Annotated in this window: 14 protein-coding genes; 12 read left to right on the top strand and 2 right to left on the bottom strand. The window is 51.3% G+C overall.

The window, feature by feature from the left end:
• Window positions 1-41: 41 nt before the first annotated feature.
• Window positions 42-680, top strand: a complete 639-nt coding sequence (locus VP504_RS09525; protein WP_325890972.1) for an MOSC domain-containing protein — start codon at window positions 42-44, stop codon at window positions 678-680.
• Between the two features lie 202 nt (window positions 681-882).
• A complete protein-coding gene (gene exaC, locus VP504_RS09520; protein WP_325890971.1) occupies window positions 883-2,391 on the top strand; it encodes an acetaldehyde dehydrogenase ExaC in 1,509 nt (502 codons plus the stop codon).
• On the opposite strand, the gene VP504_RS09515 is transcribed toward exaC, so the two are convergent.
• The gene (locus VP504_RS09515; protein WP_325890970.1) at window positions 2,369-2,596 is read right to left on the bottom strand and encodes a hypothetical protein; all 228 of its coding nucleotides are present in this window, start codon (window positions 2,594-2,596) and stop codon (window positions 2,369-2,371) included. The two genes, exaC and VP504_RS09515, sit on opposite strands and share 23 nt — an antisense overlap.
• An 11-nt stretch (window positions 2,597-2,607) precedes the next feature.
• Here VP504_RS09515 and VP504_RS09510 point away from each other — a divergent pair, with 11 nt between their 5' ends.
• From VP504_RS09510 to VP504_RS09485, 7 genes are all read left to right on the top strand, one after another.
• On the top strand, window positions 2,608-4,749 hold the full coding sequence (locus tag VP504_RS09510) for a 4Fe-4S binding protein (protein WP_325890969.1): 2,142 nt from the start codon (window positions 2,608-2,610) through the stop codon (window positions 4,747-4,749).
• 119 nt (window positions 4,750-4,868) lie between these two features.
• A complete protein-coding gene (gene pqqA / locus VP504_RS25600; RefSeq protein ID WP_081796241.1) occupies window positions 4,869-4,940 on the top strand; it encodes a pyrroloquinoline quinone precursor peptide PqqA in 72 nt (23 codons plus the stop codon).
• Between the two features lie 102 nt (window positions 4,941-5,042).
• On the top strand, window positions 5,043-5,960 hold the full coding sequence (gene pqqB / locus VP504_RS09505; RefSeq protein ID WP_325890968.1) for a pyrroloquinoline quinone biosynthesis protein PqqB: 918 nt from the start codon (window positions 5,043-5,045) through the stop codon (window positions 5,958-5,960).
• A gap of 14 nt (window positions 5,961-5,974) precedes the next feature.
• A complete protein-coding gene (gene pqqC, locus VP504_RS09500) occupies window positions 5,975-6,733 on the top strand; it encodes a pyrroloquinoline-quinone synthase PqqC (protein ID WP_325890967.1) in 759 nt (252 codons plus the stop codon).
• 35 nt (window positions 6,734-6,768) lie between these two features.
• Window positions 6,769-7,035: a pyrroloquinoline quinone biosynthesis peptide chaperone PqqD gene (gene pqqD / locus VP504_RS09495; RefSeq protein ID WP_325890966.1), complete on the top strand. Its 267-nt coding sequence runs from the start codon at window positions 6,769-6,771 to the stop codon at window positions 7,033-7,035.
• On the top strand, window positions 7,007-8,137 hold the full coding sequence (pqqE, locus tag VP504_RS09490; RefSeq protein WP_325890965.1) for a pyrroloquinoline quinone biosynthesis protein PqqE: 1,131 nt from the start codon (window positions 7,007-7,009) through the stop codon (window positions 8,135-8,137). Before pqqD ends, pqqE begins: the two co-directional genes overlap by 29 nt.
• A gap of 32 nt (window positions 8,138-8,169) precedes the next feature.
• Entirely contained in the window at window positions 8,170-10,200 is a 2,031-nt protein-coding gene (locus VP504_RS09485) for an insulinase family protein (RefSeq protein WP_325890964.1), read from the top strand.
• Between the two features lie 10 nt (window positions 10,201-10,210).
• Here VP504_RS09485 and VP504_RS09480 read toward each other — a convergent pair whose 3' ends face one another.
• On the bottom strand, window positions 10,211-10,879 hold the full coding sequence (locus tag VP504_RS09480; RefSeq protein ID WP_325890963.1) for a response regulator transcription factor: 669 nt from the start codon (window positions 10,877-10,879) through the stop codon (window positions 10,211-10,213).
• A 311-nt stretch (window positions 10,880-11,190) separates the two neighbouring features.
• Between VP504_RS09480 and nosP the strand changes: the two genes are divergently transcribed.
• The 3 genes from nosP (at window position 11,191) to VP504_RS09465 (ending at window position 15,409) form a co-directional block, all read left to right on the top strand.
• Window positions 11,191-12,393 carry a nitric oxide-sensing protein NosP gene (nosP, locus tag VP504_RS09475; protein ID WP_325890962.1) on the top strand — a complete coding sequence of 401 codons (1,203 nt, stop codon included), beginning with the start codon at window positions 11,191-11,193 and terminating at the stop codon, window positions 12,391-12,393.
• Between the two features lie 3 nt (window positions 12,394-12,396).
• Entirely contained in the window at window positions 12,397-15,012 is a 2,616-nt protein-coding gene (locus VP504_RS09470) for a hybrid sensor histidine kinase/response regulator (RefSeq protein WP_325890961.1), read from the top strand.
• A gap of 166 nt (window positions 15,013-15,178) precedes the next feature.
• Window positions 15,179-15,409 carry a hypothetical protein gene (locus VP504_RS09465; protein ID WP_062710684.1) on the top strand — a complete coding sequence of 77 codons (231 nt, stop codon included), beginning with the start codon at window positions 15,179-15,181 and terminating at the stop codon, window positions 15,407-15,409.
• Window positions 15,410-15,451: the final 42 nt, after the last annotated feature.

The following is a 15,451-nucleotide window of genomic DNA, read 5'->3' as shown; positions in this document are numbered from 1 at the left end:
GCCGGGCCGTGTGTCCGGCATTCTTGTATCTGGAGGTAAGTATGGATACGACGGCATCAATGGAATTGCTTTCAGTCGCGATTGCGACGCGTTCTGAGATTGGCCCAAACAAGACTGCTACCGGTATCAAAAAGCTCAAAACCGAAGGCAGTGTCGAGATAACTGAAATGGGGTTGCTCGGTGATTTTGTGGCGGATAGCCGTGTGCATGGTGGTCCGGAAAAAGCGATTTACCAATTCCCTTCTGAAACGTATAAAACCCTCACTGAAGCCCTGCCGCACCTTACGGAGCGTTTTTCATCCCCCTGTGTTGGCGAGAATTTTTCGTCTTCAGGAATGATGGATGACACCGCACATATCGGTGATTGCTATCGCATCGGTACCGCCCTTATTCAGGTCAGTCAGCCCCGCATGCCCTGCTGGAAACTTAACCAACACATTGGTAATGGACATATGATGGCACTACTGGTCTCCCTAAAACGTACAGGTTGGTATTACCGTGTACTAGAAACAGGACAGGTGAGCGCAGGAGACAGGTTCATACTTGAAAGCAGGGCGGAAAATGCTTGGCCAGTTGAAGACGTCTGGACGCATTGGTTGGAACTTCGCGCTAGAAAACAGCAAGTCGCCGGTCGGTTGGACATCCCCGGACTCTCCACCCAATGGCGGTTTGACTGGTAATCAAGGGCACAGAACGCGCCTCTTTATTCAAAACGCAACATTATCCTTCTCATCGCCTCCCTCCAAAGTATGAGATTTTGCCAACCAAGGAGCGATGGAGAGATTTGGTGATCATTCCATACTGTTACTACTACAACGCCTGACTCCGTTTTTCGGCTCGTCAGGGAAGACAAAGGGAATTTCGCCAAAACAGGGGTGGATAATGATTTACGCAAAACCAAATACCGACGGAGCCGTCGTTAACTTTAAGGCGCGTTATGCTAACTACATCGGTGGTGATTGGGTTCCGCCAACGAAGGGACAGTACTTCACGGACACCTCGCCTTGCACGGGTGATCCCATCGCTGAAATCCCGCGTTCAACCCCAGAAGACATCGAGCTCGCGCTTGATGCTGCGCACGCTGCAAAAGCAAGCTGGGGGGCAACTTCGGTTACAGAGCGCTCCAACATCCTACTTAAAATCGCTGACCGCATCGAAGCGAACATCGAATATTTGGCCGTGGCAGAAACCTGGGAAAACGGCAAAGCTGTGCGTGAAACGCTTGCCGCTGATATTCCGCTTTGTGTCGACCATTTCCGCTACTTCGCCGGCGCGATTAGGGCGCAAGAGGGCTCTGCGGCTGAAATTGACTCCAATACCGTGGCCTACCATATCCATGAGCCACTTGGTGTAGTTGGCCAGATCATTCCATGGAACTTCCCACTGCTGATGGCTGCATGGAAACTAGCGCCGGCGCTTGCTGCAGGTAACTGTATTGTTTTGAAGCCAGCCGAACAAACACCAACGACTATTCTGTTGCTGATGGAAATCATTGGTGATCTATTGCCGCCGGGCGTTTTGAATGTGGTGAATGGCATGGGTCCGGAAGCGGGCCAGGCACTGGCCACTTCAGATCGTATTGCGAAAATCGCATTCACTGGTTCAACGGCGATTGGTAACCACGTATTGCGTTGCGCGGCTGACAATCTGATCCCATCCACTGTTGAGTTGGGCGGTAAGTCTCCAAATATCTACTTCGAAGACGTGATGCAGCAGGAAGACGAATTCATCAGCAAAGCGGTAGAAGGCTGCGTGCTGGCATTCTTCAACCAAGGTGAAGTCTGTACTTGTCCTTCACGACTGTTGGTTCAGGAAAGCATCTATGAAGACTTTATCGCCAAAGTCATTGAGCGTGCGAAGTCCATCAAGCACGGCGACCCATTGGACACAGAGACTCAAGTGGGTGCGCAGGCTTCTAACGAACAGTTCGAGAAAATCAAAGGCTACTTCGATATTGGGCGAGCGGAAGGTGCCGAAGTGCTGATTGGTGGTGACGCGGCAGACTTTGGTGGCGGCTACTACATCCAGCCAACCATCTTGAAAGGTGAAAACCACATGCGCGTGTTCCAGGAAGAGATCTTCGGTCCGGTTGTGAGCGTGGTGACCTTCAAAGATGAGGCGGAAGCGCTGGCGATAGCCAACGACACAGAATATGGTCTGGGTGCTGGTCTGTGGACTCGAGATATTAACCGTGCTTACCGTGTTGGCCGTGCAATTGAAGCGGGTCGCGTCTGGACTAACTGTTACCACCTATACCCAGCACATGCAGCGTTTGGTGGTTACAAGAAGTCTGGTATTGGCCGTGAAAACCATAAGATGATGCTAGATCACTACCAGCAAACAAAGAACTTGTTGGTGAGCTATGACATCAACCCATTGGGTTTCTTCTAAGTAAGTCTGAGGGCGTGTTGCGGCAGAGGTGAAAGCCGATAGCAGTAACACGCGCTTTGTCTAAGTCCGTTTGTTCGATATCCGCTTGTCCGAAGGCAGTTAATCCTCCCGGTGCTGCCTGAGGCGAGAGCTTTTGCGGGGCATTTGCCCCGCTTTTTTCTTTCAAAGGACCGTTGTTCTCATGCGCTTTCTGGCGTTTGAGCATAGAGGTGTACCATGCGTTGGCGCAGTGCTCTGGTTTTGTGGCTGCTTCTCATGATATTACCCTTCCTCTCGATAGCTTCTCCTTGGTTGGAAGTCAGTGAGGAAGCCGCGTCGTTATTTCCCAGCGCCACCCGGATGAAAGCTTCGGAAGACGCGCTGCCTGTCACTGAAATCTACCAACTCGATCAACCCATCGGCTATGTGTTTGAAACCGATAACCTCACCAATTTTCCCGGTTTCTCTGGCGATACGATTAACCTGCGTGTAGGGCTTGATACCGAAGGGCGCATTGTGGGGCTGTTATTGCTCGGTCACCACGAACCGATATTTCTGCATGGCCTGGGTGAAAAGCCGCTGATTGATTTCATCAGCCAATATCAGGGATTGTCGTTGAAACAACAGGTGCTGGTGGGCAGCGACCAACAACGCATCGCGAGTGATGACATCGCTTACTTTGATGGTGTCACCAAGGCGACAGTGTCAGTAATGGTGGTGCACGACACCATCATCGCAGCGGCAAGGAAAGTGGCGCAGTCGCGGCTCTCCGGGTTTGGCTCAGCAACTCAGGCGATTTTGAATACGGAAAGCTATCACCCGAAAACCCTCGACGATCTTCGAAGCGAAGGCCTGCTGTTCCGATGGCAAATGGGGAATGAAGAGGCTGAAACTGTCCTCAACACCTCACCGGACAAAATCGCCGAGGCAAGAGAAGACTCCGCAGACAAAGATGCGCCATTTTTGGATTTAACCTTTGCAGTTCTAAACCCTCCGCTGATAGGCAAAAATCTGCTGGGGGAGGAGGAATACGCCCGCATTATGGCAACACTGGAGCCGGGTGAAGTGGCAGTGCTGGTGGGCTCTCGCGGTGGCTATCATCATGTGGCGGAAGACTTTGTGGCGGGCACTGCGCCCCAGCGCCTGACCTTGAAGCAGGAAGCCAGCCCGCTCGCCCTACGGGATGCTGATTTGTTCCACGCACAACCTCCTGCTTTTTCCGTTGCGCTTGCGCCATTCGAGCTTACCCATATATTTACCTTTTCAGACCAAAGTGGCTTCGACCCTTCGCTTCCGATCACCGTTGGAATCAATGTTCAGGTGAAAAAGAATTTTCTGGAATCGGAAACAATCACCGTTTCTACCGATTATTCACTCCCCAAATCGGTGCAAACCCCGGTTGAGCCTCCGGAGAAGCCGTTGCCACTCTGGCAGCGTATCTGGTTGGATAGAACACCAGAAATCAGCGTGTTAGCGGTATATTTGGTGTTGCTGACGGGGGCATTTGTCTTTCAGCACAGGCTGGCCAAGTTCGGTCAATATTTAACGCCGGTAAGATTGGTATCTCTTTGTTTTATCATTCTTTTTATTGGCTTTTATACCCAGGGGCAATTGTCGGTGGTGAACATCTACACCTTGCTGTTATCGCTCTGGCAAGGGTTTGATATCCAAGTCTTTTTGCTCGATCCTATGCTGTTTATTCTCTGGAGTTACGTGTTTATCAGCCTTTTTCTATGGGGAAGGGGACTTTTCTGTGGCTGGCTATGCCCATTTGGCGCCATGCAGGAGCTGGTGGCAGCGGTAGCTGAGAAGCTTCGTATCCGACAATGGAAGGTCGATGACGTGCTTCATAGCCGATTGATTTACCTGAAATATGGCGTGCTTTTGGTGCTGGTGGGAACGTCCTTTTACAGCCTCTCTTTAGCTGAAACCATGGCCGAAATTGAGCCCTTTAAAACTGCTGTCACCCTGATGTTTGAGCGCAGCTCCCCCTTTGTCATTTATGCGGTTTTACTGCTGCTGATCAGCGCCAAAATCCACAAGGCTTACTGTCGGTATTTGTGTCCTCTTGGAGCGGGTTTAGCAGTGCTTGGAAGGCTCAGGATCTTCAGTTGGCTGACCCGAAGAAAAGAGTGTGGAAGCCCCTGTCGGCTTTGTGAAAAACACTGTGGGATCAACGCTATTCATAAAGATGGCGCGATAGATTACAACGAGTGTATACAGTGTTTTTCCTGTCTTGCGATTATCAATGACAACACCCGTTGTGTCGCGGATAAATATGGCAAACGCAGGCGCAAAACGAGGACGTCGGGCGAGGCGATTCCGGTTGCCATCTGTGACCCTTTGGAGAGCACTCAACAAGGCTCATCAAAGATATAAAATCAGTGTCTTAGATGAGAGAAATCATCACAAAGTAGGATTGGTAGATCGGGAGCTTGTGCATAGGCTAAATCAGGAGGCAAGTCGTGCCTCGACGTATCGGTACAAGGAGCGACAGTATGTGGAAGAAACCAAGCTACACAGAACTCAGACTCGGTTTTGAAGTGACTCTTTACATCAGTAACCGCTAAGTAGCTGACAAACGGGATGCACCTTCGCTGATTCACAGAGGGGCATCCCGTTTTTAATTCCCTGCTGTTTGTCGACAGGATAGCAATCGACGAGGTGAATGGATGCAAATTGTTGTATTAGGTTCAGCCGCCGGAGGCGGATTTCCCCAGTGGAATTGTCATTGTCGTATGTGCAAGTCGGTGCGAAATGGTACCAGTCGCGCTGAGCCGCGCACTCAATCTTCCATTGCCGTGAGCGATGATGGTGAACATTGGGTGGTGATTAATGCTTCCCCCGATATCCGTCAGCAAATCAACGCCTCTCCGCAACTTGCGAAAGCTGATGGCACAAGAGGCTCTGCCATTAGCGCCGTGGTGGTCACCGATGCACAGATTGACCACACAACCGGATTGCTCATTCTTCGCGAAGGATTACCGCTCGAGCTTTACTGCACACCGGAAGTCGCAGAAGAGCTCAGTACCAGCTATCCGATTTTGTCGATGATGAAGCATTGGGAAGGGGGCTACCAAACCTGCACCGTCGATATCCATTCTCCGGAAGGCTGGCGCATTCCTTCCGTGCCAAACCTCGAATTCCATCCGATTTCTCTTTCGTCCAATGCGCCGCCGTTTTCGCCCTACCGCAACCGCCCGCGCCCGGGAGACAACATTGGCCTGAAGATTGTCGATACCCGAACGGGGGCCACGCTCTTTTACGCACCCGGTCTGGGCGCACCGGAAGATGCTGTGTTGGCAGCCATGCGCGATGCCGATTGCGTGATGATGGACGGCACACTCTGGACGGACGATGAAATGATCCGCGAAGGGCTTGGCACCTCTCTGGGGTCGGAAATGGGCCATCTTTCAGTCTCTGGCGACGACGGCATGTTGGCGTTGATGGAAGATTTCACCAAGCCGCGCAAGGTGCTCATTCATATCAATAATACCAACCCCATTCTGGATCCTGACTCGCCGCAGCATCAGGCGGTGTTGGATGCCGGAGTGGAAATTGCCTTCGACGGCATGACGATTGAGATTTGATTCTGGGAGGCGCCATGGCACAGCCAATGACACGTGATGAATTCCAACAGGCACTGCTCGCCAAAGGGCAGTACTACCACATTCACCATCCCTTTCATCAAGCCATGTACGCGGGCAGGTGCACCAAAGCGCAAATCCGTGCCTGGGTAGCAAACCGCTTTTATTACCAGACCTCTATTCCGGTGAAGGACGCTGCCATTATGGCGAACTGTCGCGACCCGGAAATCCGTCGCGAGTGGGTGCAGCGCATCCTTGACCATGACGGTCACAAGAGTCTGGATTGCACATGGGGTGGCATTGAAGCCTGGCTGCGTTTGGCCGAAGCCGTTGGTCTGGATAGACAAGAAGTGCTCGATGAAAAATGGGTACTGCCGGGCGTACGGTTTGCGGTGGATGCGTATGTGAACTTTGCCCGCCGGGCCACCTGGCAGGAGGCCGCCTGCTCATCACTGACCGAGCTGTTCGCACCGGAAATTCACCAGTCCCGTCTTGATTCTTGGCCGAATCATTACACTTGGATTGACCCTGAAGGGCTGACCTATTTCCGCCAGCGTCTCAGTCAGGCCCGTCGCGATGTGGAGCATGGGTTGTCCATTACGCTTGATCATTTCCAGACGGCTGAGCAACAGGTTCAGGCCCTGAACATTCTGCAATTTAAACTCGATATCCTTTGGTCGCTGCTCGATGCCATCAGCATGGCATACGAATTTGAGCGTCCACCTTATGTTGGCATTACCGACAAACCTGTCTGGCACCATGCGCTCGACAGATAATGAAAACATAGAGATAACACAAGCAGGGAGGCGACATGAGCAGTGATACCGTCTATCAGCGTAACAGCATGTTCCGGATGCAGTTTGAGAAAGCACAGGACTGCCACGTACTGCTCTACCCGGAAGGGATGGTGAAACTGAGCGAAAGCGCCGCAGAGATCCTGATGCAATTTGATACGCCAAGCTCAGTAGAAACAGTGATTTCAAGGCTGGAAGACAAATTCCCCGGTGTCGATCTGGCAGATGATGTAAACGAGTTCGTGGAGGTCGCCTGTGACAAAAAGTGGCTCGAAGCCTGTTAATCCGCCACTTTGGCTATTGGCAGAGCTGACGTATCGCTGTCCGCTTCATTGTGCCTATTGCGCTAACCCGATAAACCTTGGCGATCCTGACGATGAGCTTTCTACAGATGAGTGGTTCCGCGTGCTGGAAGAAGGTCGGGAACTGGGTGCGGTGCAGCTTGGCTTTTCCGGTGGCGAACCTTTGATGCGCAAAGATCTGGAACAATTAGTCGCCCACGCCAAAGGGCTGGGCTATTACACCAATCTGATTACCTCTGCGGTCGGACTCAATGAAAAGCGGATTCTGGCGCTGAAAGAAGCAGGGCTTGATCATATCCAAATCAGCTTCCAGTCGGCTGATCCGGATTTAAGCGATGCCATCGCAGGAAAGCGTCATGCTTTCGAGCATAAAAAAACCATGTTTAAAGCGGTAAAGGATAACGGCTTTCCCATGGTGATGAATGTGGTGATTACCCGCCAGAACATTGAATCGATTGAAGCGATTATGGCTCTCGCGATTGAACTGGAAGCGGATTTCGTTGAGCTGGCTACCTCACAATATTATGGTTGGGCGCTGCATAACCGTGACGCACTGTTGCCATCGCAAACCCAGATTGAAGAAGCCGAAGCCAAGGTGAACGCGATTCGTTATAGCCAACAAGGCGTCGGGCCCAAATTCATCTTTGTCACGCCGGATTATCATGAATCCCGTCCCAAGCCCTGCATGAGTGGCTGGGGAAATCTTTTCATCAACATAGCGCCAGACGGTAAAGCCCTGCCTTGCCACAGTGCAGCGATGCTCGCTTTACCCCATCCAAACGTGAAGGAACACTCACTTTCATACATCTGGCAGGAGTCGGAGAGCTTTAATCACTTCCGTGGATTTGACTGGATGCGGGAACCTTGCCGAAGCTGTAATGAGAAGGAAAATGACTTCGGTGGCTGTCGCTGTCAGGCGATGCTTTTGACTGGCGATCCGGCGAACGCTGATCCGGTATGCAGCAAATCACCGCATCATCATGTGATTGAAGAGGCGGTGGCGAAAGCCAATCAGGGCTGCCACAGTGCAGCGTTAGCGAGAACCGTGAAGAATAGCCAGATAATTCTGTCCGTCAAACCCTGAGGTTTGGTGAGCCACATGAGTGAGGAACTGCAATGGCGAAACCGCATCCCACTGCGCCGGACTGGCTGCTGTTACCGCCAGATGAGCAGCAACTGGAAACAGGCTGGGTTGGATATCGTCATGTCAGCGGTGCCATGCACTGGCATCACGCAGCATCAGAAGAGGACAGGTTAAGCGCAGCGATTGTGTTTCCCACCCCTGCCGACGATGACAGCGGAATCACTCACGCGCTGGAACATATGGTACTTCGTGGTTCAGCCCGCTACCCCGAGCCGGACACCTTTCTCACCCTGCGTGCAGAACTGGCCTTGCTCGAATTTAACGCCACCACACAGAAAGAAAGCACCCGTTTTCACCTTACCGGATACGACCCCCATTCTGTGCTGCGTGGCATTGGATTTATGGCGGACGCCGTATTGTCTCCGCAGCTTGCCGACGATGATTTTGACGATGAAATTGTGCGGGAAGAAGAAAGTGGCCACGATGGCGCACTTTTCCGTGAGCTTGGTGAATACATGCGCTATGAGCGTTTTCAGCAATCCACTGCTCAGGCGGTGAGGAGTGAGCCCCGTGCACCGCTTTATGGCGGCATGCCCGAGACTGTGCCACTACTTGATATCAATGATCTTAGGCGTTATCACAATCATTACTATCGGCCGGAATCAATGGTGATCCTGACATCTGGGAATTGGCCTATGGTGGCGCTTTGGCGACAAATTTCCAAATCCCTCAGTAATGTTGGAAAACCGCTGCCGACGGAAGTGCCAGAGCTTTCATTGCTGGCTGACATCGCCCCGAACAAAGACTCGACTATCGAAACTTTATCTTACTCGCCACATTGGGCGGCGGCGCTTTATCCCACGCTTTGTTCGCTGAGAAATCAGCAGATGATGAAAGTGCATGGTGCCACCCTTTTGCCACTTATTACCGACTTTCAGCCGGTGCCTACTTTGCGCTTTCAGTTGGATTCCAACGCCGATCTAGACGCTCTTTACCGCCATGTTGAGGAGGTAGCAAGGCGTATGCCTTCACGGCGTGTTAGTTGGCAATCCGGCTACTTCTCGCTCCAGCAAGGGCGGGATATGGCCAGGCGTTGGGGCGATGGTCTTCAGCGGCTTTACCATGATTTTTCAGTGACCCCGTTTGCCCCCTCTTTCCTGAAAGGCGATGTCAGTGAGCCGTTGCTCGAAGATACGTCGTCATCGATTGCCAATGTAGAGTGGCTTTCTCCTTGTAAATCACTTACACGTATGGCAATCCTATGTCGCTGTAATGCACGGGATGAGGACACCAAAGCGTCGTTGGAGCGCTGGTTGATCCTCTGTCAACAACGCACATTGCGTTGGGCATGGATGCAGGGGAAACCCGTACTGGGTAGCATGGGAGAATGGCATTGTGCCAACGCTTTAGTGCTGGGGTACACTGTGGATCTATCCCTCGAACAGGCCGAAGTCCTACGAAATTTCTGGCACCACCACCTGAGTGCCGATGAAATCAATGTGCTGGACGGCGAATGGCAGCACACCCGAAATGGCATAGAATTTTACGTCACACAAAGTACACCGGTCTTTCGTGCTGGCAGTATCATGGCCAGCCATAAAGACGAAGAAGGAGCGATGCATGTGACGCTCTCGTTTCCCCACTCCTTGGAAGCAGGCGACATCGCGACCTTTGGTCAGGCAGTGATGGCGAGCGACATGGTGAAAAAACGTCGCCTTGGCGGACGTTGTTACAGCTTTGGGGTGTCGATTGATTTGATGACCTATGAACTCGCGTTCGACACAGTGGCAGACAGTGACCCCAGCGTCAGCTTTATCGCTTTGCTAAATGCAATAGAAGGACTGACAGAGCCTTTGGAATGGGAGGATCTGGAAAAGCGTTGTCAGGGGGGCTTGGGTTTGGTGTCTGCGCGTTACCGGAAATCCCATGCCCGTTTCCACACCGCGTTGCTGGAAACGGTAGGGCAGTCAACGGCAGTAGATTTCAGCATAGTTACACCTGCCAGTCTGACACACCTCGCCACCAGTGTATTGGCTGCGCTCAAACATCCTACCGTACACTGATGCCTGAATCTCATCGCTTAAGGTAGCGGTCAAAATCGATATTAGTTACGCCCACCACTGCCTGAATACGATTGTGTACGCCAAGCTTTTTTAATATCGCAGATACGTGTGACTTCACTGTGGTTTCCGAAATATTCAGATCGTATGCAATCTGTTTATTGGCTGCACCCTGCGCCATAGACTTTAGGACCAGCAATTGGCGGCGTGTCAGTGTATGGAGCATTTCCGGTGAAAATTGAGGGTCTTCTTTTCGGCGGTGAGAGTTTTCACTTTCCCCTTCCGCACGGATGATATCAGCAGGCAAATAAACGTGCCCATCCAGAATTTGTTCGAACGCTTCTCGCATCTTTTCACGCGGTGCACTCTTGGCGATAAAGCCCACCGCGCCATAGGCGATGGTTTGCAGGATAATCTGTTTGTTGGTTTCGGCAGAGATAATGGCGACGGGGATAGTGGGATGCTGGTTTCGAAGCTCAAGTAACCCTTTGAGTCCCGCCATACCGGGCATATTCAGATCGAGAAGAATAAGGTCAAGGTCCGGGTTTTTCTCAGCTACATCCAGTGTACGTTCAATGTCTTCCGACTGCAGAATGTCACACTCTTCGAAACGACCACGTATCACCGCAATCAATGCATCACGAAACAGCGGGTGGTCGTCTGCAACGAGAAATTTGTACATGATTCAATCCTTTTTAATACTGCAAACACCGCCATCCCGACGCGTGTCACATCAAAAATGACCCGATGAGGAGTCAATGAAAAGGCGCTTATTCCCTAAGGTTTTGCTTGCTATTCAGTGTAGTGACCCTGATTCCATTTGTGTTGGTCTGGGTGTCACATTCTTGATACTTTTGATATGCAAAGTTTGCAATTTTGTAAAAATCCTTCCTAAGTATGAAGTTACTCCGACCTGCGAGCGATTAAACTTAAGTCATATGCACTCCCCAAAAGTGTCATGTTAAGTTGTCTTAAAAGTGAGCAGGAGAGCCCATGGTAGCACTTCAAACCTCTATTCAGCACCGCGCTATTTTTAGCGCGGCGACGTACCAGATAGACGCAACCAAGGCTGCGCGTGAACTGGCGATGCAGCTTGATGATGAAGATATCGGCTTTGTGCTTTTCTTCTGTTCCGCCGCGTACGATTTGGATGCCCTCGGACGGGAGATGAAGCAGGCGTTTTCCCACTGTGAGGTCATGGGGTGCACCACTGCTGGTGAACTGATGCCCTCCGGCTATGCAAAGAGCAGCATCAGCGCGCTTGGTTTTTCGAGACGGGACTTCAAGGTCAGTGGCCAGCGGGTGTCACTTGATGGCTTCGACCTACAATCTGCACAGCTTTGTGTCAGTGATTTGATGGATGCCTGCCAGCAAGATCTCAAAGCCCCAATCAACACCAATACTTTCGTCTTAACCCTGATTGATGGTCTCTCGCCGAATGAAGAGCGTTTTCTAGTGACTCTAGATACCGCACTTGGCCGTTTGCCTCACTTTGGCGGGTCAGCAGGGGATGATGTCAATCTTGCCAATACCCATGTTTATAGCGAAGGCGCGTTTCACAGCGAGTCTGCCATCGTGGTGATGTTCAATACCCATTGTCCGTTCGAAGTCTTTACCACCCACCATATTCAGAGCCTTGATAGTAAGTTGGTGGTGACGGACGCCGATTGTACTGCTCGCCGGGTTCACGAGTTCAATGCAGAGCCTGCCGCCGAAGTCTATGCCCGTGAAGCGGGTATCTCGCTGGAAGATTTACGGCCTGAAATCTATGCCCTTCACCCCCTCGCGGTCTTGATTGGCGATCAGTATTACGTCCGCTCAATTCAGAAAGTGAATGAAGATTTGAGCCTCGATTTCTACTGTGCCGTAGACGATGGCATTGTGGTGACCGCCATGCGTCCGGGTGATCTGTTTGCCGACATGGAAACCAAGCTTAGCGCGATTCAGGAACGGATTGGTGAACCGGAACTCACACTGGCCTGTGACTGTTTCCTGCGCCGCCTCGAGATTGAGCAGAAGCTGATGCGTGATAAGGCCAAAATGATGTTTCGTCGTTTCAATTTTGTTGGCTTTAACACCTATGGTGAACAGCTCAATGGCATTCATATGAACCAGACCCTGACGGGTGTGATGATTGGTAAACCACCTACTCAACCGCTGGAAATGCCGGTGATAGTCGACCGTAAGGCGGGGTGATTAGTGGCTGAAAAGGATTTGTCGCTAGAACAGCAAATTGCCGCGTTGAAGGAAGAGAACGCGCGCCAAAAGAAAATAATTGAAGCACTGGTAAAGCGGGCAGAGCAGGGTGGCAGCGGTCAGGTTGATGCATGGGGAGCATTTCAGCATTCTGTGGTACTTGCCGATCAGGTGCGGGAAAAAACCGAAGAGCTGAACCATGCGCTGCATTCCATTGAATCCACCAATCGTCAGTTGACCCAGGCTAACCAACAAGCAGAGCTGGCCCATCAGCGTTTTATCGATGCCATCGAATCTATCTCTGACGGTTTTGCTCTTTACGATCCTAACCGGGAGCTGGTGTACTCCAACAGCCGCTTCCAACGATATTGGCAAGATAATGCCATCTCGCTCAACACGCCGTCCCTGACCCCTGAAAAAATCCAGCAACTTGCCAAAGACCGTGGTCTGATCGTACGTGAAGTGGCTGGAAACCTGAATGGACATACACTGAAGTTGCAAAATGACCGCTGGTTGCAGATCAAAGAGCGCCAGACCAGCGATGGTGGCATGGTCATGCTCTACTCGGATATCACCCAACTAAAATTGGCTGAAACTGCGCGCTTTGAAGCGGCAATGGCGGAGAAAAGCCGCATCCTGCAAAACATGGTAGACAACCTGTCTCAGGGCGTGTTGATGGTCAGCGAAAACGGTGAAGTACAGGTGTTTAACCAGCGTTTTCTCGATATGAGTGGTTTCGAGCAATCACGACTAATTGGTGCGCAGATTGAACCCTTGACCGAAGAGTCACCTGTGACCCTTTGGCGTATCGGCCGAGGCGGTATACGTCCGCCGGAAGGGATACGGGTGCAAACCCTGCCTGATGGCCGCGTGATTGAAGTGCGCAGCCACGCCATGGAAGATCAGGGCTATGTGAATACATACACTGACATCACCCAGCGTTATCTTGATGCCAAAGAGCTGCGCGAAACCGAGCAGTGGCTGAGGCTGATCACTGACAATGTGCCCGCGCTGATTGCCTATGTTGGCGATGATCTTCACTACCAGTTCACTAACCGTGCTTACGACGAATGGTATGGCTTCCCACGTGGTGAGCTGATAGGCAAACATATTTCGGTCTCCCGCCGTTCATCGACGTTTGAAGCGTTGCGTCCTTATGTCGAGCGCGCGCTGGATGGCGAGTCTGTGGTGTTTGAAATCGAAGAATACAACGCATCTGGCGATGTGAGATATGTTGTAAAAAGTTATGTGCCAAATCAGGCCTCTAATGGAAAAATCACTGGGCTTTTCGTGCTTAACTGGGACATCACAGAGCGTAAACAAAATGCAGAGGAGTTGGAGCAAGCCTACCAAACCATGGAACTTCGCGTTCAGGAGCGGACAGCACAGCTTCAAACCTTAAACGATCAGCTTCAGGATGAAGTGGAAGAGCGTCGCGCCATTCAAGAGCGTCTGCTGGAAACCAAAAAAGAAGCCGAACGGGCGAATCTCTCCAAAACCAAGTTCCTCGCTGCCATCAGTCATGACTTGCTGCAACCGCTAAATGCTGCGCAGCTTTATCTCGGCTCTCTGTTGAGTCACCGTATGTCGCCTTCGGCGAGAAAACTGGTGAGTTCACTGGCCCATTCTCTGGAAGACGTGGAATCCCTTATTACCACCCTGGTGGATATTTCCAAACTCGATGCTGGTGTGGTGCGGGCTGATAAGCAATCTTTCCCGGTGAGCGACCTGCTCGATAACATCGCTGATGATTTCAGCCATGCTGCGGAAGGTAGCAGTGTAGAAGTGCGTTATGTGCATAGCTCAGCGTATGTTTACACTGACTCTCAGCTGTTGGCCCGGATTGTACGCAACTTGATGACAAACGCACTCCGCTACACACTAAGCGGAAAGATCCTGCTTGGCGGTCGCCGCTGTAAAGAGGGACTTCGCATTGAAGTGCTGGATACTGGTGTCGGTATTCCGGAAGACAAAAAGAATGAGATTTTTCAGGAATTCAAACGCCTTACCGCCAAACAGGATGAAAGCCACACCCAGCTTGGTCTCGGGCTGGCGATTGTCGACAAAATTGCCAGCGTGTTAGGTCATACAGTGACGGTCGACTCTATACCGGGTTCAGGCTCGCGATTTTCTGTACTGGTGCCTTATGGTAGGCCCGAAAGACAAAGCCTTCGTAATGTGGAATCGCTGGTTTCTGATAACAGTGTGGTGCTTCAGGGAGCACGGGTTTGGGTGATTGATAATGACCCGAATATCTGCCGCGCGATGGAAGAACTACTGCAACGCTGGGGTTGTGAAGTGACGAGTGCCGGTTCGCTTGAAGAGCTGCAAATCAGCTGTGATACGGTGCAAAGTCCGGTAGAGCTCCTGATTGTGGATTTTCATCTCGACAATGATATGACGGGGTTGTCATTGGCTAAATCCATCAATCAGCAGCGTATGCAAAAGGTGCCCACGGTGATTGTGACTGCAAACCGCAGTGAAGAGCTTCAGCATCAGGCACGTGATTGCGGCTATTTGGTTATGCATAAACCTGTGTCACCGATGCGTTTGAAAATGACCATGGTTCATCTCCTCGCGGGTGAGCAAGCATACCCTGTTTCTGTTCGGGTCTGTTGACCAGCGAAGGTCAAAAGACTCTAGAATGGGGACGTTTCACAATCGATAGATCCTGCTATGGCACATCGTACTGTGCGGGTCTATGCTTTTCCTAACGAAACGTGTGGTTATTGTTACGTTAATGGTGGCGTAACGCTTTGATTTGGCAAAGCAGCAGGAAAGCGTGATGACAAAATCAGAACTTCGTAATCTCTATTCTCAGCAAATGCTGGTGGAGGCCGTAGTCGAGCCATCTCTGTCCAGTGATGGATGGATTGTCGAATTTCGCCATGCCCGTGGTGGATTGGTCCCTTTAACAGATGGCAACGGTATTGAACAATGCTTTGGTGACGTCGATATGGCGACGGAAAACGCATTGGATGTCGGTTTTCATCAGGTACGAATCGTCGACGCTTGATTGACCCGTAAGGTTCCTTTCTAGCAAATATCTTTTGCCAAG

Source organism: Grimontia sp. NTOU-MAR1 (assembly GCF_035758505.1).
Taxonomy (GTDB): Bacteria; Pseudomonadota; Gammaproteobacteria; order Enterobacterales; family Vibrionaceae; genus Enterovibrio; species Enterovibrio marinus.
The sequence above is the reverse complement of the archived record's forward strand: the minus strand, read 5'-3'. Positions and strand labels throughout refer to the sequence as shown.

Coding starts and splice junctions, on each gene's coding strand:
- exaC (WP_325890971.1), top strand. CDS start 883: ATGATTTACGCAAAACCAAATACCGACGGAGCCGTCGTTAACTTTAAG.
- nosP (WP_325890962.1), top strand. CDS start 11,191: ATGGTAGCACTTCAAACCTCTATTCAGCACCGCGCTATTTTTAGCGCG.
- pqqB (WP_325890968.1), top strand. CDS start 5,043: ATGCAAATTGTTGTATTAGGTTCAGCCGCCGGAGGCGGATTTCCCCAG.
- pqqD (WP_325890966.1), top strand. CDS start 6,769: ATGAGCAGTGATACCGTCTATCAGCGTAACAGCATGTTCCGGATGCAG.
- pqqC (WP_325890967.1), top strand. CDS start 5,975: ATGGCACAGCCAATGACACGTGATGAATTCCAACAGGCACTGCTCGCC.
- VP504_RS09485 (WP_325890964.1), top strand. CDS start 8,170: ATGGCGAAACCGCATCCCACTGCGCCGGACTGGCTGCTGTTACCGCCA.
- VP504_RS09515 (WP_325890970.1), bottom strand. CDS start 2,596: ATGCTCAAACGCCAGAAAGCGCATGAGAACAACGGTCCTTTGAAAGAA.
- VP504_RS09510 (WP_325890969.1), top strand. CDS start 2,608: ATGCGTTGGCGCAGTGCTCTGGTTTTGTGGCTGCTTCTCATGATATTA.
- VP504_RS09480 (WP_325890963.1), bottom strand. CDS start 10,879: ATGTACAAATTTCTCGTTGCAGACGACCACCCGCTGTTTCGTGATGCA.
- VP504_RS09525 (WP_325890972.1), top strand. CDS start 42: ATGGATACGACGGCATCAATGGAATTGCTTTCAGTCGCGATTGCGACG.
- VP504_RS09465 (WP_062710684.1), top strand. CDS start 15,179: ATGACAAAATCAGAACTTCGTAATCTCTATTCTCAGCAAATGCTGGTG.